The sequence below is a fragment of the Rhodovulum viride genome, assembly GCF_003265965.1.
Lineage (GTDB): Bacteria > Pseudomonadota > Alphaproteobacteria > Rhodobacterales > Rhodobacteraceae > Rhodovulum > Rhodovulum kholense.
The window spans coordinates 1-19,846 of sequence record NZ_MUAV01000008.1 but is presented as its reverse complement, the minus strand read 5'-3'; the positions used below and the strand labels follow the sequence as shown (position 1 = coordinate 19,846).

The window sequence follows — 19,846 nt, the reverse complement described above, 5'->3', positions numbered from 1 at the left end:
ACGGTTTCTAAAGGAATCAAGCTTAAGCATCGTTTGAGACCGAGGGAGAAACCCCGATGTTCGAGAAGCTTGAAATCTTCCGGATGGCGTCCGGGCTGGCTGAACATGCCGGAACGCGCCAGACCGTCATAGCGCGAAATATCGCGAACTCCGACACGCCCGGCTATCGGGCGCAGGATGTCGCGGATTTTGCCAAGACCTATCGCAGGTCCGACACGGGCGCGCGCATGCGCGCCACGCGCCCCGGCCATCTGGCCGGGAGCGCGACCGCCTATGCCCCACAGCGCGCTGACGCGTCCGATCCGGAAGAGCCGAACGGCAACTCCGTCTCGGTCGAGGATCAGATGCTGAAGGCGGTCGAGACAAAGCGCCAGCACGAACTCGCGCTGGCCGTGTACCGAAGCTCGCTCGGGATCCTGAGAACCAGTCTCGGGCGGCAACGATGACCAGAATGGTAGGAGCCTGAGATGAACGATCTTAGCCAGAGTTTCGGCCTTTCGGCCAGCGGGCTGAAAGCCCAGGCGACGCGGCTTCGGCTGGTGTCCGAGAACATCGCCAACGCCGACACGCCCGGCTATCGCCGCAAACTGACAACCTTCGAGACCCAGCTGACTTCGGACGGTCCCACCGGCGAGGTGCAGACCGGCCGGGTGACGCTGGATCAGTCAGATCTGAGCATGATCCATGACCCGTCGCATCCTTTGGCCGATGCCGAGGGCAACTATAGCGGGTCCAATGTGGATCTGGTTGTCGAGATCGCCGACGCGCGCGAGGCGCAGCGCAGTTACGAGGCGAACCTGAAAATGTTCGACCAGGCGCGGCAGATGTCCCGCGGCCTGCTCGACCTGTTGCGCCGATAGGAGAGACGGAGATGGACATGAAATCCAGCGCCGCCGCCCTTGGTTACGCCACGGCGCGCCCGGCCACCCAACCCCAGCATGCCGAAGACAGCGCCGAGAATACCTTCGCATCGGCGGCCCAGGGGCTTTCGGACACGATCCGGAACGCCGAACAGACCGCGATGTCGTCGATGACCGGCGGCGCCGATCCGCATGCTCTCGTGCAGGCGCTGGCGCAGACCGAACTGGCGATCGAGACCGCGGTCACGATCCGCGACAAGGTCGTCGAGGCCTATCAGGAAATCCTGAGGATGCCGGTCTAGCGCCATGAATGAGCTCATCTTCTACGACACCCTGCGTCAGGGCCTCTGGATCTCTGTGGTGATCTCGATGCCGATTCTGACGGCCGCGCTGGTGACCGGCGTGGTGATCGGCCTGTTTCAGGCCCTGACCTCGGTACAGGAGATGACGCTCACCTTCGTACCCAAACTTGCGGCGATCCTGATCGTGTTCTGGGTCTCGATGGCGTTCATGACCGAAACGCTGATCGGGTTCTTCACCGACCGGATCGTCCCCATGATCGCGGGGATCTGACCGATGGACAGCACCGGCTACGTCACGCTCACCCGGCAATCGGGCCTGATGCGCGAGATGCAGAGCATCGCCAACAACATCGCCAACAGCTCGACGATCGGCTATCGCCGCGAGGGGCTGATCTTCTCGGAATACATCGCCGATGTCGACGGGCCGGGCGGGTCCCTGTCGATGGCCGAGGCCAATGTGCGCGTCACCGATCTGGGACAGGCGCCGCTGACGCAGACCGGAGGCACCTTCGATTTCGCCATCGAGGGCGAAGGGTTTTTCCTGCTCAACACGCCCCAGGGCCAGCGCCTGACGCGCGCCGGAAGTTTCACGCCCGATGCGGCCGGCAACCTGGTGTCGCCCGACGGCTACGCGCTGCTCGATGCTGGCGGCACCCCGGTCTTCGCGCCGCCGGATGCGGCCTCGTTCGCGGTTTCCGCCGATGGAACAGTCAGTGCAGACGGCACCCCCCTGACCCAGATCGGCATCTATCTTCCCGCCGATCCGAACGCGATGACCCATGTCGCTGGGACGCTTTTCGATCCGGGCGGGGCGCCCCAGCCGGTGGAAGATACCAGCATCCTGCAGGGCTATGTCGAACAGTCGAACGTTCAGCCGGTGACCGAGATTACCCGGATGATCGAGGTCCAGCACGCCTATGAGCTTGGCCAGAAATTCCTTGAACGCGAGGACGAGCGCGTCCGCGACGTCATTCGGACTCTCGGGTCCAGCAGCTGATTCAGAAAGGACGAATCCCATGCGCGCCCTCCAGATCGCCGCCACCGGTATGTCGGCCCAGCAGATGCGGGTCGAGGTCATCTCGAACAACCTCGCGAACATGAGCACAACGGGGTACAACGCTCGCCGCGCCGATTTCGCCGATCTTCACTACCAGCAGGCGACCCGTCCCGGGACCATCAATGCCAACGACGGCACGGTGTTGCCGACCGGCGTGCAGCTGGGGCTTGGCGTGCGTCCGGCGTCAGTGTCGGTGATTCTGTCGCAGGGGTCGCTGTCGCAGACCAATGGCGACCTCGATCTGGCCGTCGACGGCCGCGGCTATCTTGAGGTGACGTTGCCGTCGGGCCAGTCCGCCTATACCCGGGACGGTGCGCTCAAGCGCACCGGCGACGGGCTGATCGTCACCTCGGACGGCTATACGGTGGTTCCGGGCATCACCATTCCCGACGATGCCCGCAGCCTGTCGATCAACTCCGAAGGCGAGGTCTACGCGTATTTCGACGGCCAGGTCGCGGCGCAGCTTCTGGGCCAGTTCAACCTGACCATGTTCTCCAACGACAAGGGGCTCGAGGCCATCGGGTCGAACCTCTTCGTCGAGACCGAGGCCTCGGGCGCGCCGATCGTGGGCACCGCCGGCGTGGACGGTTTTGGCACCCTGCGCCAGGGATACCTCGAGGACAGTTCGGTCGATGCGGTGCGCGAGATCACCGAACTGATCGAAGCCCAGCGCGGCTACGAGTTGAACGCCAAGGTCATCACCGCCGCCGACCAGATGATGAGCGCGACGACACAGGTGCGCTGATGCGAACGCTTGCCCTCCTTGCTGCCCTGGCCGCCGGGTTGCCGGTGCCCGCAGGTGCCGACATCCTGGTTGCGACCCGGTCGGTGCGGGGGCAGACGATCCTCGGCCCGGGCGATGTCGCCGTCATCGAAGGCGATGTCGCGGGGACGCTGATCGCACCCGAAGAAGCCATCGGTCAGGAAGCGCGCGTCAATCTTTATGCGGGACGCCCGATCCGTGTCACCGATGTCGGTCCGCCGGCGATCATCGAGCGCAACCAGATCGTGACCCTGCGCTTCCAGAGCGGGGGACTTGTCATCGCCGCTGACGCCCGGGCGCTCGACCGCGCCGGGGTGGGCGATGCGCTGCGGGTGATGAACCTCGCCTCGCGCAATACCGTCACCGGATTTGTCGCGCCCGACGGCAGTGTGGTCGTTGGCGCCAGCATGAAACCCTGAGGAGCCTTTCCGTCCATGAGACCCCTTGTCATTGCCCTTTGCGCCACGGCGCTGCTTGTTCCGGCCGCGTGCGACCGGCTGAAGGAGGTGGGGCGTCCCCCGTCCTTCAAGCCGGTCGAGGGCTCCAACGCCTATTATGCGATGACCGATGGCGAGACGCTGCCGATGCAGGTCGAGCGGCGCAGCCCGCTGGAGAGCTCGTCGCTCTGGTCCCATGGCCGTCAGTCGCTTCTGGGCGATCACCGGGCCGGGCGCCGCGGCGACATCCTGACCGTGGTGATCGAGATCGACGAAAAGGCCGAAATCTCGAACAGCACCTCACGCAGCCGCAGCGGTGCAACCTCGATGGGCATCCCGCAGATGCTGGGCATTCCGCAGCGGATCAACAAGGCGCTGCCTGATGGGGTGACCATGGACAACGCCGTCGAGGCGGATTCCAGTTCAAGCCACAGCGGCGACGGGTCGGTCAAGCGCAAGGAAAAGCTGACGCTCAGGATCGCGGCCACTGTCACAGACGTGCTGAATAACGGCGTCATGAAGATCGAGGGCTCGCAGGAGGTCCGGGTCAACTTCGAGATGCGCGAGCTTCTGGTCAGCGGCTATGTCCGGCCCGAGGACATCTCGCGCCAGAACGAGATCACCTATGACAAGATTGCGGCGGCCCGGATCTCTTATGGCGGCCGCGGTCAGATCATGGACGTGCAACAGCCCCGTATCGGCCATCAGATTGCCGATATCGTGCTGCCATTCTGAGACCTGAAATGGGCAAGCTTCTACCAGTCATCATCGCGGTCGTCGGTCTCGCAGTCGGAGGCGGGGCAGGGTTCCTGTTGAAACCTGCGCCCCCCCCTCCGGCTGAAATCGATCACACCGCGGCCGAAGGTGCTCCGGGGGACGGCGCGCATGCGTCGGCCGCCGAAGCTCATGGCGATGCCGCATCCTCGACCGCCGGACATGGCGCGTCGGGCGACGACGAGGCGGCAGGACCCGAATATGCCAAGCTGAGCAACCAGTTCGTCGTTCCGGTCATCCGGTCGGGTAAGGTGGCGGCGCTGGTCGTGATGTCGATCAGCCTCGAAGTTCCTTCGGGAAGCAGCGAATTCGTCTTCGAGCGAGAGCCCCGGCTGCGCGATGCCTTTCTGCAGGTCCTGTTCGATCACGCCAATGCCGGCGGTTTCGATGGCGCCTTCACCGAAAGTGGCAATCTCACTCTGCTGCGCCGGGCGCTTCTGGAAGCGTCGCAAAGCGTGCTCGGCCGGATCGTCTCCGATATCCTGATTACAGACCTGGTGCGCCAGGACGCCTGAGCGCGCATGACGGACGCGCCTCAGCGGCGGCGCGTCCGGTCGAAAAGACCGCGCAGCGCCTCGTCGCGCCCGAAGGTCCGTGCCGCCTCTTTCATCAATATCGCTTCCTGCGCCCGCGCCCGGGCCAACTGGGCATTCAGCGCGGTCCGTCGTTGCTGATGTCGAAGCATCCGGCTGCCGTCCATGACGGCTCGTACGGCGATGTCGTCATCGGCCGCCGCGCGCCGGGCCTCGTCGTCCAGCGTTTCGATGGCGGCCTCGATCCGGCGGCGGTCCTGGGCGGCCATCCGCAGCCGGCCCAGCGCCGCATCCTTCAGAATCGATCCGATCTGCATCAGGCGTTCGGGTCGGTCGTCGCGCTCTGCCATCACAGCCCCTTCGCCCTGGTCCGCATCTCTTCCGCAAAGCGGATCGCCGCGGCCACGGCCTTGTAATGTTCAGGTTTGATCTCGTCGCCGATCTCGACGCTGCCATAAAGGGCGCGCGCCGTCGGCGGGTCGCGCCGCATCGGAACCCCGGCCTCGGCCGCAACCTCGCGGATCTTCGCGGCGATTTCGTCCACTCCCTTGGCGACACAGACCGGGGCGCCACGGCTTTTTCGGTCCCATTTCAGCGCAACCGCATAATGGGTCGGGTTGACGATCACGACATCGGCATCGGCCACGTCGCGCAGCATCCGGTTGGTCGCGATGTCGACCGCGCGCTGGCGCCTTTGCTGCTTGATATGGGGGTCGCCTTCGGATTGCTTGAGCTCTTCCTTCAATTCCTCAAGCGACATGCGGTGGCGCCGGCGATGCTCGGCGACCTGCCAAAGGTAATCGATGGCGCCGATCGCGGCGGCGATGGCGACCACCACGGTCAGGAACTCCAGCGACATCCGTACGAGCTTGGCCGCAGCCATCGCCGGGGACAGGTACATCGTCCCCAGCATCTCTTCGAAGTGCTTACCGAGATAGAGCGCCAGAAGCACGGTATAAAGCGCCAGCTTGACCGTGCTTTTGGTAAACTCGAAAAGCCCGGACCGGCCGAACTTGTTCTTGGCGGTCTCGATCGGATCGATCCGCGAAAGCTTGGGCATCAGCTTGTCGGGCGCGACGACGAAGCTGCGCTGCGCAAGGATGGCCGCGAGTGCCGCAATGGCCGGGATCCCGAGCCAGGGCAAGGCGGCGAGTCCGAACTCGGCCATCAGTCCACCCGTGGGGGCAGTGCCGTGACCTCCAAGCAGCATTGGGGCCAGGCGGTCGGCCTGGCCGATCATGCCCGCGCCGAGTTCTCCCATGCGGATTAGGCTGGCGCCGCCCAAAGCCATCGCAGTAATGGCGAAACCGGCATAGACTGCGGCGGTATTGATATCGACCGACCGCGCGATCTCGCCCTTGCGGCGTGCGTCGTCGAGCTTTTTCTGTGTCGGCTCGAACTGCTTGTCGCCGGGGTCCTCGTCGCTCATCCACCCGCTCCGAATGGGGCGGCAAAGACCGTCAACAGCCGATCCTGCCAGAAAGTCAGCATCGGCGGCAGCGCGAGCAGCAAGATGATCAACCCGCCGGCCGTGATAGCCGGGGCGCCGACGAAGGCGACCATCAGCTGGGGCATGGCCTTGTTGATGACGCCAAGCGCCAGATTATAGATCAGCGAGGCAATGACGAAGGGCATGGCCAGCGTCGCGGCCAGGGCGAAGCCCCTGGCGATGCTGCCGGTGCCCCAATCCGCCAGGGTGCCCGCGTCGGGAAACCGGCCCGCGGGCAGCAGGTCATAGGACAGGATCATCGCCTCGGCCGCGCGGACGTGAAGCCCCGACATCACCGCAAGCGTCAGCCCTGCCATCAGCATCAGCCGCCCCATGGCCGGTTGCGGGTCCATCGATGCGGCGCCAAGGATCTGGGACAGCGACGTGGCTTGCGCGGCGATCTCACCCGCCATCTGCAGCGCGAGGATCATCATCCTCAGCACCAGCCCCAGCGCCAGGCCGATCACGGTTTCGGTCGCGAAGGATATCGCCAGCGAGGGCGGCGCCTCGATGAGCCGCGGTGCGACCGCCGGGGCCACGACCGCGGTAAAGGCAAGCGCAAGGCCAAGTCGCACCCGGGTGGGCACGGCACGCTCGCCGAAGGCGGGCAGCATGGCCATGATCGCGCCGACCCTCAGGAAGACAAGGAAGGCCGCGATTGTCAGAGGCCGCCAGATCTCGAGCGCCGGGGCCAGTTCGAGGCTCATGCCGCGACCATGCCGACCAGCGCCGGGCGCGAATTGGTGCCGATTTCCTCGAAGGACAGGACCGGTGCCGCGATGCCCTTGGCCGACAGCGCCATCTGCAGGAAACGACGGCGGCGGCCCGAGGTGGCGATCACCGGGAAGATGCCGTTCTCGCCCGCCTTGGCCAGTTTTTCCGAAACCGCGCTGGCCAGGCGGTTGAAATCTTCGGGGGGCAGGGCGACGTCGGGCACCCCGGTCTCGCCGCCCACCTGATAGGTCGAAAAGCGTGACTCCCATTCCGGCGAAAGTTGCAGAAGCGGCAGGGTTCCATCCTCGCGGCGATGTTCGGCCACCAGTTGGAAACCGAGGCGGCGGCGCACATGTTCGCAGATCGATTCGGCACCGACATGGCTCGGACGGGCCTCGGCGATGGCTTCGAGGATCAGCGGCATGTTGCGGATCGAGACCCGCTCGTCCAGCAGCAGCCTGAGCACTGCCAGCAGCAGGTCGGGCGGAACCTTGTCGGGCACCAGATCGTCGATCATCCGGCGGTTGGCCTGTGCCCGGGTCTGATCGGACAGGTTCTTCAACTCGTCGAAGATCTGGCGCAGGGCCTTGTTGGTCAGGAGCCGGGCGAAGTTGTTCTTGATGACTTCCAGCAGATGGGTGGCCAGCACTTCGGAGGCGTTGACGACCGTCACGCCCTGCAGGGCCAGTTCTTCGCGCCGGTCCGCCGACACCCAGCGCGCCGGCGCGCCATAGACTGGTTCCCGCACGTCTTCGCCCCGCGGCAGAAGCGCGATATCGCCCGCCTGCAATGCCAGAACCTGATCGGGCCGCAGTCGGTCCCGGGCCTGCTCAACCCCCTGGATCCGCACGACATATGTGCCCGGAGGCAAGGCGCCGTTGTCGGTCAGGCGCATCTCGGGCAGGATCAATCCGTAGCTTTCGGCCACGTGCCGCCGCATCGAGACGATCCGGGCCTCGATCCCGGTCGACGGATCGAGCACCATGCCGACCAGGTCGGGGGCGAATTCCAGGTGGATGTCGTCAAGGTCGAGCAGGTCACCCATGCGGTTTGCCGGTTCCATCTTTTCGGCGACCTCGGGTTTGGCGGCCTTCGCGGCCTCGCGCTGAATCGCGCGCCAACGGGTGAAGGACGCGATCCCCAGCACGAGGCTGCCGGCGATGAAGGGCACGAAGGGCAGGCCGGGCACCAGCGCAAAGAGCCCCAGCAGCACCGAGACCGTGCCGAGCGCCGCCGGATGCTTGCCGAGCTGGTTGAAGACTGCGAAATCGGCGGTACCGGTGGTGCCGCCCCGCGACAGCAGAAGGGCCGCAGCGATCGAGATGATCACCGCCGGAATCTGGCTGACGAGGCCGTCGCCGACGGTGAGGATGGCGTAGGTCTCGAAGGCACGACCAATCGGCATGCCATGCATGATCACGCCGATTGCGAGTCCCATCAACAGGTTGAGGAGGGTGATCAGCAGGCCGGCCACCGCGTCGCCCTTGACGAATTTCGACGCACCGTCAAGCGAGCCGAAGAACGTTGTCTCGGCCTGTTCGCGTTCGCGGCGCGCCTTGGCTTCGGCATGGTCGATGGCGCCGGCGGCCATGTCGCTGTCAATGGCAAGCTGTTTGCCAGGCATCCCGTCAAGGGCGAAGCGGGCTCCGACCTCGGCCATCCGCCCCGCGCCCTTGGTGATGACGATGAAGTTCACGATCATGAGCACCCCGAACACCACGAGCCCGAGGAAGACGTTGCCGCCCATGACAAACATGGCGAACCCCTCGATCACGTCGCCCGCCGCGCCGGTGCCGGTGTGGCCCTGGCCGATGATGAGCTTGGTCGAGGACACGTTCAACGACAGCCGCAGCATCAGCGATGCCAGCAGGATCGTCGGGAAGGACGAGAAATCGAGCGGGCGTTCGATGAAAAGCGTAACCGTGAAGATCAGGATCGCGATCGAGAACGAGGCGGCGAGGCCTATGTCGAGAACCCAGGCGGGCATCGGAAGGACCATCATGACGATGATCGCCATAAGGGCGAGGGCCATCAGGATGGTCGGACGGAACATCTCGGAAATCGAAAAGCCGGGCATGGGTCAGATCCCTTTCGGGCGGAAAAGCGGCAGATCGCCGGGCTTTCGGAAGCCATACGTCATGGGCTTGGAGCGGTGCCGATCCGTTTGCGACGACGTGATGGGGCTTGCGATCTCAAAGCTGGAAACGGGTCGGCACGGTCTTGTGCCGGTCCCTGGTCCACTCGCTGGACCTTTCGTCTTGGACCGGCCAGAAAGATGCGGGGCAAATTGCGCTGGCATTGGGCCGGGGTGTCCGTCAGGGACAGCTCCGGTCAGTTGCAGGAAAATTGCCCGTCGAGGCGGCTGTCGGCGCGCTTGTGACGGTCCGGTGCAGGTCATTGTTTCGCGGCCATCTGGCACGCGCAGCCAAGGAACATGTGCCATTCTGGCCCACTCAATTCGTTCTAACTTTTAGCCAGCCTATGGGGTAGGAATTGACAAAGGCTGAATGTCTGCGCTCCAGTTCCGGTCAGTTCCGGTCAGTTCCGGTCAGTTCCGGTCAGTTCCGGTCAGTTCCGAGCGGCCGGGCGGTCCAGAAGAGCCTTCAGCCGATCGCGCATTGTTTCGCTTGCGCCAAGTGCATCGCGGGCGACCGCGAGGCTCGGTTCGTCGGAGATCGGCGCAGGTTCCTGTTCGCGCCGGGTCTGGACGAAAGCGCGTTCTTCCGGCCCCCCCAAGGTTTCGACACCGGTCCAGTCGCGCGCGCGCCAGGCCATTGCCGATTGCGCTTCGGAATCACCCGCTGCGCCAAGAAAGTCGGCCGCCGACTGAAGATTGCCCTGCCGTTGAGCGATCTGGGCGCGCAGTTCGTCGGCTTCTGCCGTTTCGATGCCCGCAAGGTACTGCTGGGCTTCTCCTGCGCGCGCCTGTGCAAGGGCAAGACGGGCGCGGACCAGGCGTTCGCGTGTGGTTCCTCTGGGCGTCACTGGCTGAAGGATCGTGGACGCGCGGTCCGGGAAACCCGTCTTGGTCAGCCGATCCGCTACGGACAAACGGGCTTCGGAGTCGGCGGAAAGATCGGGAAGCGTCATCGCGCCGGCATAGACTTCGCGCATGAAGGCTTCGTCCGAACCTCGCTGTGTGAGTTCTTCGAGCAGTTCTGAAGCCAGTTCCGTCTGGGCCTCAAGGCCGTGATGGGCCAGCATGGCGAAAGCTGTTTCAAAATCGCCCCGAGCGCCGTAGCCCCGGATCGCGAGCGTCAGCAGTCGTGTACCGCTCGCCGTCCCGCGGCGCTCGAAGGCGAGCGATTCAGCGAGCTTTAACGAATCGACCGAGGGAACCTGGCCGCGGCCAAGTCCGGTTTCGATCTGGAGGGCGAGAGCGTCTGCCGTGCCCTGGCCTCCGGAGGAAACGACTTCCTCGATCTTGCGGTCGGCCTTGTCGTCGGCGCCGCGGGCAAGTTCGATCTGCGCCTCGACGATGGTGAGATCTTCGGTGCGCCCTCTCTCGCCGGTACGCGCCACTGCATTCCGGATCTGCAGGGCGGTCGCCTGATCGCCGGCGGCCAGAAACCGTTCAGCCAGCGTCGGACCGAGATGGCGGCGGATATGGATCGGAAGTTCGGAGAAGCTTTCCAGCAAGGCGGTGCGATCGAGATCCGACAGATCGCCCAGTACGGGCCTTGCCAGCGCCGCCCAGAGCGCCGCACGAGTTGGGCAGGACATCTGCCCGTCGAACAACTCGGGGTTATCCGCCTGGCCGTTATCCACAATTGCAGCCAGTTCGCGCAGCAAGGGCACGTCGGGCGCGTCGGTCCCGGCCACGCTCAGGACCGCGCGGGCTTCTGCTCCGAACCCGAAGGCGATATAGGCTTGGGCAAGGCCAACGGCACCCGCCGGATCGGTCGCATCCCGCATGTCAAGAAGCGCCGCGCGCTTTTCGGCAATGACCTCGCCCGGCGTGCGATCCCCGCCCCATCCATTCAGATCGAATTTGCTGTCGGACAGACACCGCGTGCCGTCGGCTGCGATAGGGTCTTCGCCCGAGGGAAAGTCGAGCCCGAGATCCATGCTGGTTTCGACCCGCATGTTGCGCCAATCGGAGGGCGCATGATGTTCGGTCTCGGGCGTTTCCGCCTGTCCATGCTCCGCGGCGCCATGGTCGGGCGCGGTTGTATCGCCATGGGGTTCATTGGACGCGTGCGACTCCTCCACCGAGGGGATGTCGACCGCGGGTTCAAGAAGACCCTGTGCCGTGGCACGCCCGATCTGCTTCATCAGTTCCGACTGCATCATCGCGACGCGGGGATCGGTTTCGGCGGGCGGGATTTCCGGCTCTAGCAATTTCTCGACCATCGCCGCCGGAGGCTTGATTCCGGTCGAAGACGAAAGCGGCGACCTGAGTTCCAGATCGATCGGAAGGCGCAGAGCCGCGCTATCGGTGCGTTCGGCCGGTGGCGGCGCAGGGGTGGCAGCGGTCGCGGGGTCGTCGTCTTGAGGCTCAGTGTCGGGGGGCGCCGCGGGCTCGGGGAGGGCCGCCGATTGGGGCGGTTCCGGCGCCTGGGACGGGGGAGAGGCCGGCTCTGAAACGGGAGGCAGAAGTGCGGCCTCGAACGGAGAGCCGTCCGGGGCCGGCCCGGTCCGGAAATCGAGCACGAGAACCCCCGGGCGCAGTTCGAAGGCCTCGACGTGAGCATCTGCACCCACGCGGAGCGAGACGAGACCGGGCGCGACCAGTGCCGCGTCGGCGAGACGCTGGCGCGGCATTCGGTCGAAGACGCCGCCCAGGTCGAACCGCAGGCCGGGATTGTCGAATTTCAGCAGATAACCGTCCGGTCCGCGTCCAAGCGCCCAGGCCTGGGGCGCGTCGGTTTCGAACACGAGGCGCGAATAGTCGGGATGCTCGCCAGACCGGATCTCGACCTGCTGGGCGAACGCCGGTGGCCCTGCAAGCAGGGCCAGGGCAAGTACGACGTGCCGGGCCTTCATGCCGCCTCCTGTTTCGAGGCCTTGAGGGCCTCTTCCAGTTCGGAGAAGCTGGGACGGCTGCCGCCTGGGGTGTTCTGTCTGCCGACCTCGATGCAGATCGCGGGGGGGTGGTTGTGCAGGTTGGCGACAAGAACCTCGCGGATCAGCAGATAGAAATGCGCGTCTTCCTCGACCACGACCTTCAGCTTGGACGCGAACGGCCCCATGAAACCGTAGGCGAGGAACACGCCCAGAAACGTTCCGACCAGCGCGCCGCCGATCATCTTGCCAAGCACTTCCGGCGGTTGGTCGATCGAGCCCATGGTCTTGATCACGCCCAGCACGGCGGCGACGATGCCGAGAGCGGGCAGGGCGTCGGCAACGGACTGCAGGGCATGGCTTGAGTGCATCGAGTGGTGAAGATGCGCCTCAAGGCGTTTTTCAAGGACTTCCTCCACCTGATGGGGATCGTCGTAGTTCATCCCTGCGGCACGGAGCGTATCGCAGATCAGATCGACGGCCTCGTGGTCGGCCACGATCTTGGGATAGCGCCCGAAGATCGCCGAGTCGGCAGGCGCCTCGATATGGGTTTCCAGTTCCAGCGGGTTCTGACGGGCGACGCGAATCAGTTCGAACAGCAGGCACAACAGATCGCGATAGTCGTCGGGCTTCCAGTGGGGACCCTTGAACACCTTGCCGATATCCTTGATCGTGTGCTTGATGGCGGCCATGTCGTTGCTGATCACGAAAGCACCTGCTGCGGCTCCGCCGATCATCGCGAATTCGAAGGGCAGCGAATGCAAGATGATACCCATCTTGCCGCCTGCCATTACGTAGCCGCCGAACACCATCACGAAGATGAGAATGATCCCGACGATACCAATCATGGATGGTGCTCCGCTACTCTGACCTTGTTGGGGACAGTCTCAGACCCGGGTTAACAAGGTGTGGTTACTCTTTGGGGGCGCGGGCGTTCCGTCCCGCCAGGATCACACTGATCGAATAGGCGACGTTCGGATCGAGGCCGGACATCACCGCGGCAGCAAGATCGGGACGCATTCGCCCGAGGAATCCTGCCGCGAATTCCGGGTCCATCTGCGCGAAAAGCGCCGATGCCTCCTCGGGCTTCATGCTTTCGTAGACGGCGGTCAGGCGCGCAACGTCGTTCTCGGCCGCCTGATCGGCCAGTGCGAGGGTCGATTTCAACGAATCCTCGGCGGCCTGAAGCGATGCCATCTGCCTTGATATTTCTTCCCCTGCGATATCCAGCGTTGCGGCCCGGTCGTCGAGCTCGGCTTCGCGCGCGTCCAGTTCGGCCGCGCGGGTCTTCAGAGCGTTCAGCAGATCCGCAATGTCCGCGGGGGGCGGGCAGGGATCGGCCGCGGACCCATGGTCTGCGGCCCCGCCGTGGTCGGAGGCTGCGGCATGTTCGGCCATGCCCCGCAATTCCTGCGCCAGGGCCTGCGCGGTGCCGTCGCCGAAGCGGATCAGACTGGAGGCCAGAAACAGTCCGGCGACAACCGGCAGAACGGCGCCACTGGCCCGTTTCGATCGCGAGGACTTCGTCATTCAGCGGCCTCCCGTGCGTTGCGGCGGAACAGGACCGTGGGTTCGGTGTCGCCGGTCTCGGCCGAAGCCGGTGCGGCGGGCTTCGGGGCGGCCGTCTGGGGGGCGGCCGGTCTCGGCGCTTCTGCGGCGGGCGCGGGCTGCGAGGCTTTCCGGGTGGCGTCGGAGACAGCGTCGTCGGGCAGGTCATGCATTGCCGCGACAAGAAGCTCGAGCCTTCGTGCGACATCTTCGGCGCGGCCGGTCAGGCCTTCGAGACTGTCGGTCGAACTTTTCGCCGAGAACTGGGCGCCCTTGAGGACCTTGGTCATGTCGTCGACCTGTGCCGACAGGACGGCAATCGCACCGCCCATGCCCTTTTCCAGGTCATTGAAACGCCGCAGTCGTCTCGCCAGGACATAGCAATAGAGCGTCGCTCCGAGTGCCCCGGCAATGAGCAGGATGTCCGAGATCAGCGCCATGGGATTCTCCTCAGTTCAGCACGAATTCGGTGATAAGCAGATCGCGCACCCGGTTGTCGCCGGTGACGAGCTGCACCCGGCGCAGCATTTGCGCGCGGAGGGTAATGAGCATGGTCGGATCTTCGAGCTCCGCCATGTCGACCGCCCTCAGGTAGCTGTTCAACACGTCGAGGACGCGGGGCATCAGCAACGTCACTTCCTGCTGATAGGCGGGCACGACTTCCAGCTGGGCTTCGAAGCGAAGGTGACGGCTCTGGGCGTCGGGCCCGAGCGAGATGATCATCTGCTCGATCGGGACGAAGGCCACGTCGAGCGGCGCCGATTCGGCCCCATGGGCGCCCTCTTTTCCGCCACCGCCATGTCCCGCATCGGCCCCGGCATCGCCCCCGAGAATCATGCCCGAATACAACGCAAAGAAAGCCCCGCCTCCCAGGATGAGAGCAAGCGCGACCCCGATGATAAGGGGCTTCTTTGAGGATTTTGCGGGTTCTTCCGCTTCGGCCATATCGGTCGCAGCCATGTCCTGGGCTCCTTCTGTGTCCCTCCCTCTATAGCCGGATGAGGGCTAACCGATTGTTAAGCCGGGCCTGCGAAGGATGTGCGGCAGAAACGGGGCAGAAGCCCCCCCCGGAATGGGAGAACTCAGTTGCAGCAGCTGTTGTCCGTTTGGACCGGGCTGAGCCCACGCAAAAGGCTGGTCGTGGTCATCGCCACCGTCGCCATGTTTGCGGCCGTACTGGCGCTGTCGCGCGTCGCCACGTCGCCTCGCATGGCCTTGCTATATTCCGGGCTCGATACTTCGGCCGCAGGGGACGTGATCCGCGCGCTCGACCAGACGGGGGTCGCCTACGAGGTGCGGGGGCCGGCCATCTATGTCGACAGCAGCCAGCGCGACTCGCTGCGGATGACACTGGCCAGCGACGGGCTGCCGGCCAACGGATCGGCGGGCTATGAACTGCTTGACGGGCTGTCGGGCTTTGGCACGACATCGCAGATGTTCGATGCGGCATACTGGCGCGCCAAGGAAGGCGAACTCGCGCGTACCATCGCCGGCAATTCTCAGTTCCGGACGGCGCGCGTGCATATCGCCACCCCAAGCGCGCGCCCCTTCGCCCGCGACGTGCAGCCCTCGGCCGCGGTCACCGTGACCCCGTCCGGCGGGTCGATTTCCGCGGCCCAGGCGAAGGCGATCCGTTACCTAGTGGCCTCCAGCGTCTCGGGCATGAGGCCCGAGGACGTGTCGGTGATCGACGGGACCACCGGGACTGTTGTCGCTGACGAATCGAGTATTGCCGCCGCGGGCGACGACCGTGCCGAGATCCTCAAGGGGCGGCTGGAGCGTCTGCTTTCCGCGAGGCTCGGACCCGGTCGCTCCATCGTCGAGGTCAGTGTCGATACCGAAACCCAGCGCGAGTCGATCCGCGAACGGATCATCGATCCCGAGGGCCGTGTCGCGATCAGCCAGAACAACCAGCAGCGGCAATCCACCTCCAGCGATACCAATGGCGGCTCGGTCACCGTGGCCAGCAACCTGCCGAACGGTGCGGGGAACTCGGACCGGTCGTCCCAGCACAAGGAAACCGAGACCCAGGAAGTGGTCAATTACGAAGTCTCCGAAACCGAACGCGAGATCCTGCGCGCGCCGGGCGCGATCCGGCGCCTGAGCATCGCTGTTCTGGTCGAGGGCGTGACTTCGACTGCTGCGGACGGCACCGAGACCTGGCAGCCGCTGCCCGATGCCGACCTCGAGTCGCTGCGCGAACTGATCGCCTCGGCGGCGGGGTTCGACGAACAGCGCGGCGACGCGCTGACCATCAAGTCGATGCCCTTCCAGCCGCTCGCTGAAGAGGGCACCGGCCCGCAAAGCAGTCTCTTTGGCGAGTTCACGCTCGATCCGCTGACGCTGATCCAGCTGGCGGTGCTGTCCGTGGTCGCACTGATCCTCGGTCTCTTCGTCGTCCGTCCCATCCTGGCCAGCAACGGCAGGGCCGGAGTTGCCGGATTGCCCGCGCCGGTCGGAGGCGCCGACCAGACCTGGCTCAATGGCGAGATCGATCCGGCCGACGGTCCGCAGGACGATCTTGGCGGATTGCCTGGCGATCTCGGGCTACCTGCGATGACCATGGCCTCGATCGATCCGTCGGACTTCTCGGACGAACCTCTGGGCATGGACGGCTTCGGCGGCGGCAGCGATAGCCCGGTCGACCGTCTGCGCGATCTGATCGAAAGCCGCCGCGACGAGTCCATTGCGATCCTGCGCGGCTGGATGGAAGAGCGGCAGGAGAAGGCGTGATGTCACGGTTGCTGCTGGAGGATTTCTCTAATCACGGCGCCAGGCCCAAGGTCGAGCGCGAGCCCGACCTGCCGGTCGAGGACACCCAGCAGGTCCGGCTCGATGCCTATGAAGAAGGTTACCGGGCGGGTTGGGACGATGCCACTGCCGCCGAGGCGGAATCGCGCGCGCGGATCGGCGCGGATTTCGAGAAGACTCTGCAGGACCTGTCGTTCAGCTATCATGAGGCGCGCACCCATGTGATGGAGGCGCTGGAGCCGCTTCTGACCGCGATGGTCGAGCGTGTCCTGCCCGAGCTCGCGCGACACGGGTTCGCCCGCAAGGTCGTCGAGATTGCACTTGAACTGGCCGAGGCCGAGGCCAACGCGCCGCTTCAGCTTCGGGTCTGTCCGGAAAATCGCGACGCGCTCGAAGAGCTTGCGGGGGCCGATCCCGGCCTGCCGTTGCAGATCGTCGACGATGCGACCCTTGGGCCCGGGCAGGCGCTGCTTCGCGGCGGGGCCGGGGAACGCGAGATCGACATTGATGGCATGCTGGCGGCAATCCGCAGCGCGCTGAACGACTTCATGACCACCGAAGAGGAGGCACGCCGCCATGGCTGACACATCTTCCGACGCGCCGGGCGAAGGCCTCGGTGCAAAGTTCCTCGATCAGGTTCCGATCGAGATCACCGTTTCGGTCGGCAAGGCCCGCCCGCTGCTGCGCGATCTGCTGCAGATCGACCGCGGCGGGGTGCTGCCGCTCGACCGCCGGATCGACGATCCGGTCGAGCTCTATATCGGCGACCGGCTGATTGCCCGCGGCGAGCTCCAGGAGGTCGAAGGCGCCCAGGCGGGGCAGATTGCCGTGCGCCTGACGGAAATCATCGACACCGTCTCGGGGGCCTGACCGCTATGCTCAAGCGCCTGCTGCCGGCCGTTCTGATCCTGCTTGCCCTGGCCGTACCGGCCCAGGCGCAGGAAATCTCGATCTCGCTGGGCGAGGGCGGGTCGCTGGCCGGGCGCGGGGTCCAGATGATCCTGCTGGTGACCGTGCTCAGCCTGGCGCCCGGCCTGGCGATCATGCTCACCTGCTTTCCCTTCATCGTGACGGTCCTGTCTCTGTTGCGGCAGGCCATCGGGCTGCAACAGTCGCCGCCCAACATGCTGATTGTCAGCCTGGCGATGTTCCTGACCTATTTCGTGATGGAGCCGACCTTCACCCAGGCCTGGCAGGCCGGTGTGGTGCCGATGATGAACGAGACGCTGCCGATCGACGATGCGATCCCGCGGATCCTCGATCCGTTCCGAACCTTCATGGCGGGCCGCGCGGATGCCGACACCTACGAGCGGCTTCTGTCGCTTCGGCCGCAGGCAGATCCCACCGCGGCGATCTCGGATGCGCCGCTGTCGCTTCTGGTGCCGTCCTTCATGCTCAGCGAGATCCAGAGGGCGTTCGAGATCGGGTTCCTGATCTTTCTCCCGTTCCTGATCATCGACCTCGTGGTGGCCGCGATCCTGATGTCGATGGGGATGATGATGGTGCCGCCCGCGGTGGTGGCGATGCCGTTCAAGCTGGCCTTCTTCGTCGTGGCCGATGGCTGGAGCCTGATTTCGGAGGCCCTGGTGCGGGGGTACTTCCCGGGCGGCTGAGCCGCGCCGTTGTCCCGGTTGCAAGCGTTTCATTTCTGCCCTGGCCCGTTTCCTCGGAAACGGGCCTTTCGGTTTCTGGGCGACCCAGGGGCTCCGATCATCCTTTGCATTCCTTCTGAAAAGGACCGCCGATCTGGGCGAAGCCCGGGCTCCGAATCAGTCCCGAATTCGTTTTCCTTTTTGCCATATGGCCGACGCCAGGTCGGCGGACAAACGAGTCCCGGCATTCGCCCGTGGCTCGGGAATGCCTTCGGCGTTGGTCGCTCACCCTGCGACGTTCTTGCCTGTTGGGGGTTCCAGAACAATGGCTTGAAGGCCGCCTGGGCGTCATTGGGCCAGTCCGGCCGGTCACGTGAAAAACGCAATTGTGGGATGTGTCGACATGTCGCGATTAAGCTGCCGTTGGGTCTTTTCTCGTATTTCTTAAGCAACCGGGACGGTCCCGGCCGCTGCCGAAGCGAAAGGAATACCATGATCCGCACAGCCTTCTCTTTCCCGCTCCTTGCCGGCCTCCTGTTCGCGGCCCCTGCCCCCGCCGCCGATGGCGACGCTGCGATGGCGGCCTTTCTGGAAAATGCGATCCGGCCATGGGCCGCGGCGCCGGTCGTGATCGAGGCGGTCGAGGCTCAGAATGCCGTCACCGGCGGCTATTCGCAGGAAAAGATCGACGAACTCGATGCGGCTTGGCGGGCTCAACTCGACAGCGGCTCTTCGGATCTGATCTCGGCGGTCACCGACAATGCGGCGGCCGAGTTCCTGCGCAGCCAGGTGGATGCCTCGAATGGCAAGGTGACAGAAGTGATCGTGATGGATGCGCGCGGCCTCAACGTCGCGACATCGGGTGTCACCTCGGATTACTGGCAGGGCGACGAGGACAAGTACTCCATGACCTATTCGGTCGGCCCCGACGCCGTCCATTTCGGCGAGATCGAGCTGGATGAGTCAACCCAACGCTATCAGGCACAGATTTCCTTCACCCTCGTCGACCCGGACAGTGGGGCGCCCATCGGCGCGATGACCGTCGCGGTCGACGGCGCGGCCCTGTTCTGATCAACCCGGAAAAAGGAGTGGCGCCAATGCCGAACGGAGCTTCCGCCGCCCTGGCGTCCCTTCCAAGACGCTCGATTTTAATCAGAATCTCGGGATTGATCGCGGCGACGACCTTCGTCGTTGCGATCCTCCTGGCCACTTTCGCCACGCGAAGCGCGCTGGATATTGTCGGCGATGCGCTTGGCGAAGAGTTACAGTCGATTCTTGTTGGCAGCGCCGCGAATCTGGGTCCGCATCTGCGTTTCAAGAACATTGAAGCCATCGAAGAGGACCTGAACGGTCAGCTTCAGCGCGCGGGCGACAAGGCGGTGGCGCTCGGCGTCTGGAACGCCGATGCAGAAAGCATCGCCCAAGCCGGCCCCGGGGATACAGAAGCCGCCGCCAAGTTGCAGGAAATGGCTCTCCAGGCGATTTCCTCAGGGGAAGCCGTCTTCCAAAGGGGAAGGCTTGTCCAGGTCGTGCCGGTTAAATTCGGACCCAATCAGGCAACTGTCGGAGCGGTGGGGGCTGTCTGGACTGCGCAAGGTGCAGTAACAGCCGTTTTTCGGAATGCGGCGCCAGGCATGGTCGTGACCATGGGTCTGTTCCTGGGATTGCTTTTTGCGGCCACGGCACTTTTGCGCCGCATGCTCGGCCGTCCTCTCGGCACACTCTGCGCTGCCATGGGGGACGTGGCGCGCGGGGATCTCGACAATGCAATTCCCATGACCGACCGTGCCGACGAAATCGGCGAACTCGCCCGCAGCCTCGAAAGCCTGCGTGGCGATTTGGGTCAGATGAGAGCTGCCGAAATGCGGCGCGAAGCGGCCCGGGCGGACCAGACGAGAGCGATCGAAGGTCTTGCCAGCGCGCTCCAGGCGCTGTCTGGCGGCGATCTGACGAGCCGGATCGACGAGCGGTTCGCGGAGGATTACGAGCGGCTGCGGAGCGATTTCAACGCGACGGTCGATA

General features: G+C 64.9%; 24 protein-coding genes. 15 read left to right on the top strand and 9 right to left on the bottom strand.

The features are described from left to right. The first annotated feature begins 56 nt into the window (after window positions 1-56). Genes BYZ73_RS08460 through BYZ73_RS08420 form a run of 9 tightly spaced genes read left to right on the top strand, consistent with a single transcriptional unit; the run spans window position 57 to window position 4,708 of the window. Complete coding sequence (locus BYZ73_RS08460) at window positions 57-446, top strand: FlgB family protein (RefSeq protein ID WP_112315632.1); 390 nt, start codon at window positions 57-59, stop codon at window positions 444-446. A gap of 21 nt (window positions 447-467) precedes the next feature. Continuing rightward, window positions 468-860, top strand: a complete 393-nt coding sequence (flgC, locus tag BYZ73_RS08455) for a flagellar basal body rod protein FlgC (protein WP_075784565.1) — start codon at window positions 468-470, stop codon at window positions 858-860. 11 nt (window positions 861-871) lie between these two features. Next, window positions 872-1,162: a flagellar hook-basal body complex protein FliE gene (gene fliE / locus BYZ73_RS08450; protein ID WP_108027527.1), complete on the top strand. Its 291-nt coding sequence runs from the start codon at window positions 872-874 to the stop codon at window positions 1,160-1,162. A 4-nt stretch (window positions 1,163-1,166) separates the two neighbouring features. Beyond that, entirely contained in the window at window positions 1,167-1,433 is a 267-nt protein-coding gene (locus BYZ73_RS08445; protein ID WP_112315631.1) for a flagellar biosynthetic protein FliQ, read from the top strand. Window positions 1,434-1,436: 3 nt separating this feature from the next. Beyond that, window positions 1,437-2,159 carry a flagellar hook-basal body complex protein gene (locus BYZ73_RS08440; RefSeq protein ID WP_108027526.1) on the top strand — a complete coding sequence of 241 codons (723 nt, stop codon included), beginning with the start codon at window positions 1,437-1,439 and terminating at the stop codon, window positions 2,157-2,159. A 19-nt stretch (window positions 2,160-2,178) separates the two neighbouring features. After that, a complete protein-coding gene (gene flgG / locus BYZ73_RS08435) occupies window positions 2,179-2,964 on the top strand; it encodes a flagellar basal-body rod protein FlgG (RefSeq protein WP_108027525.1) in 786 nt (261 codons plus the stop codon). Further along, window positions 2,964-3,401 carry a flagellar basal body P-ring formation chaperone FlgA gene (flgA, locus tag BYZ73_RS08430; RefSeq protein ID WP_112315630.1) on the top strand — a complete coding sequence of 146 codons (438 nt, stop codon included), beginning with the start codon at window positions 2,964-2,966 and terminating at the stop codon, window positions 3,399-3,401. The genes flgG and flgA overlap by 1 nt, the downstream gene beginning before the upstream one ends. Window positions 3,402-3,416: 15 nt before the next feature. After that, window positions 3,417-4,154 carry a flagellar basal body L-ring protein FlgH gene (gene flgH / locus BYZ73_RS08425; protein ID WP_108027523.1) on the top strand — a complete coding sequence of 246 codons (738 nt, stop codon included), beginning with the start codon at window positions 3,417-3,419 and terminating at the stop codon, window positions 4,152-4,154. An 8-nt stretch (window positions 4,155-4,162) separates the two neighbouring features. Beyond that, the gene (locus BYZ73_RS08420) at window positions 4,163-4,708 is read left to right on the top strand and encodes a flagellar basal body-associated FliL family protein (protein ID WP_112315629.1); all 546 of its coding nucleotides are present in this window, start codon (window positions 4,163-4,165) and stop codon (window positions 4,706-4,708) included. Between the two features lie 20 nt (window positions 4,709-4,728). Here BYZ73_RS08420 and BYZ73_RS08415 read toward each other — a convergent pair whose 3' ends face one another. From BYZ73_RS08415 to BYZ73_RS08375, 9 genes are all read right to left on the bottom strand, one after another. Continuing rightward, window positions 4,729-5,076, bottom strand: a complete 348-nt coding sequence (locus tag BYZ73_RS08415) for a hypothetical protein (protein WP_108027521.1) — start codon at window positions 5,074-5,076, stop codon at window positions 4,729-4,731. Then, window positions 5,076-6,155 (bottom strand): EscU/YscU/HrcU family type III secretion system export apparatus switch protein, encoded by a 1,080-nt coding sequence (locus BYZ73_RS08410; protein ID WP_108027520.1) that lies wholly within the window; start codon window positions 6,153-6,155, stop codon window positions 5,076-5,078. Before BYZ73_RS08410 ends, BYZ73_RS08415 begins: the two co-directional genes overlap by 1 nt. Then, complete coding sequence (locus BYZ73_RS08405) at window positions 6,152-6,922, bottom strand: flagellar biosynthetic protein FliR (RefSeq protein WP_112315628.1); 771 nt, start codon at window positions 6,920-6,922, stop codon at window positions 6,152-6,154. The genes BYZ73_RS08410 and BYZ73_RS08405 overlap by 4 nt, the downstream gene beginning before the upstream one ends. Then, a complete protein-coding gene (gene flhA / locus BYZ73_RS08400; protein WP_108027518.1) occupies window positions 6,919-9,006 on the bottom strand; it encodes a flagellar biosynthesis protein FlhA in 2,088 nt (695 codons plus the stop codon). Before flhA ends, BYZ73_RS08405 begins: the two co-directional genes overlap by 4 nt. A gap of 491 nt (window positions 9,007-9,497) precedes the next feature. Further along, window positions 9,498-11,915, bottom strand: coding sequence for a hypothetical protein (locus BYZ73_RS08395; protein ID WP_112315627.1), 2,418 nt, complete (start codon window positions 11,913-11,915; stop codon window positions 9,498-9,500). Then, the gene (motA, locus tag BYZ73_RS08390) at window positions 11,912-12,781 is read right to left on the bottom strand and encodes a flagellar motor stator protein MotA (RefSeq protein WP_108027516.1); all 870 of its coding nucleotides are present in this window, start codon (window positions 12,779-12,781) and stop codon (window positions 11,912-11,914) included. The genes BYZ73_RS08395 and motA overlap by 4 nt, the downstream gene beginning before the upstream one ends. Before the next feature lie 64 nt (window positions 12,782-12,845). Then, the gene (locus BYZ73_RS08385; protein WP_112315626.1) at window positions 12,846-13,463 is read right to left on the bottom strand and encodes a MotE family protein; all 618 of its coding nucleotides are present in this window, start codon (window positions 13,461-13,463) and stop codon (window positions 12,846-12,848) included. After that, window positions 13,460-13,921: a hypothetical protein gene (locus BYZ73_RS23770; protein WP_245943094.1), complete on the bottom strand. Its 462-nt coding sequence runs from the start codon at window positions 13,919-13,921 to the stop codon at window positions 13,460-13,462. The genes BYZ73_RS08385 and BYZ73_RS23770 overlap by 4 nt, the downstream gene beginning before the upstream one ends. Before the next feature lie 10 nt (window positions 13,922-13,931). Continuing rightward, entirely contained in the window at window positions 13,932-14,441 is a 510-nt protein-coding gene (locus BYZ73_RS08375) for a flagellar basal body-associated FliL family protein (RefSeq protein WP_245943093.1), read from the bottom strand. 78 nt (window positions 14,442-14,519) lie between these two features. Between BYZ73_RS08375 and fliF the strand changes: the two genes are divergently transcribed. The 6 genes from fliF to BYZ73_RS08345 all read left to right on the top strand — a co-directional run. Beyond that, window positions 14,520-16,214: a flagellar basal-body MS-ring/collar protein FliF gene (gene fliF, locus BYZ73_RS08370; protein ID WP_342768201.1), complete on the top strand. Its 1,695-nt coding sequence runs from the start codon at window positions 14,520-14,522 to the stop codon at window positions 16,212-16,214. Continuing rightward, window positions 16,214-16,816, top strand: a complete 603-nt coding sequence (locus BYZ73_RS08365) for a FliH/SctL family protein (protein WP_108027513.1) — start codon at window positions 16,214-16,216, stop codon at window positions 16,814-16,816. The genes fliF and BYZ73_RS08365 overlap by 1 nt, the downstream gene beginning before the upstream one ends. Further along, on the top strand, window positions 16,809-17,102 hold the full coding sequence (locus tag BYZ73_RS08360; RefSeq protein WP_108027512.1) for a FliM/FliN family flagellar motor switch protein: 294 nt from the start codon (window positions 16,809-16,811) through the stop codon (window positions 17,100-17,102). Before BYZ73_RS08365 ends, BYZ73_RS08360 begins: the two co-directional genes overlap by 8 nt. 5 nt (window positions 17,103-17,107) lie before the next feature. Continuing rightward, window positions 17,108-17,845, top strand: coding sequence for a flagellar type III secretion system pore protein FliP (fliP, locus tag BYZ73_RS08355; RefSeq protein ID WP_108027511.1), 738 nt, complete (start codon window positions 17,108-17,110; stop codon window positions 17,843-17,845). A gap of 309 nt (window positions 17,846-18,154) precedes the next feature. Then, window positions 18,155-18,895 carry a hypothetical protein gene (locus BYZ73_RS08350; RefSeq protein ID WP_245943092.1) on the top strand — a complete coding sequence of 247 codons (741 nt, stop codon included), beginning with the start codon at window positions 18,155-18,157 and terminating at the stop codon, window positions 18,893-18,895. Window positions 18,896-18,921: 26 nt separating this feature from the next. Further along, the coding region (locus BYZ73_RS08345) for a HAMP domain-containing protein (RefSeq protein WP_146746274.1) at window positions 18,922-19,846 on the top strand (925 nt) is incomplete at its 3' end.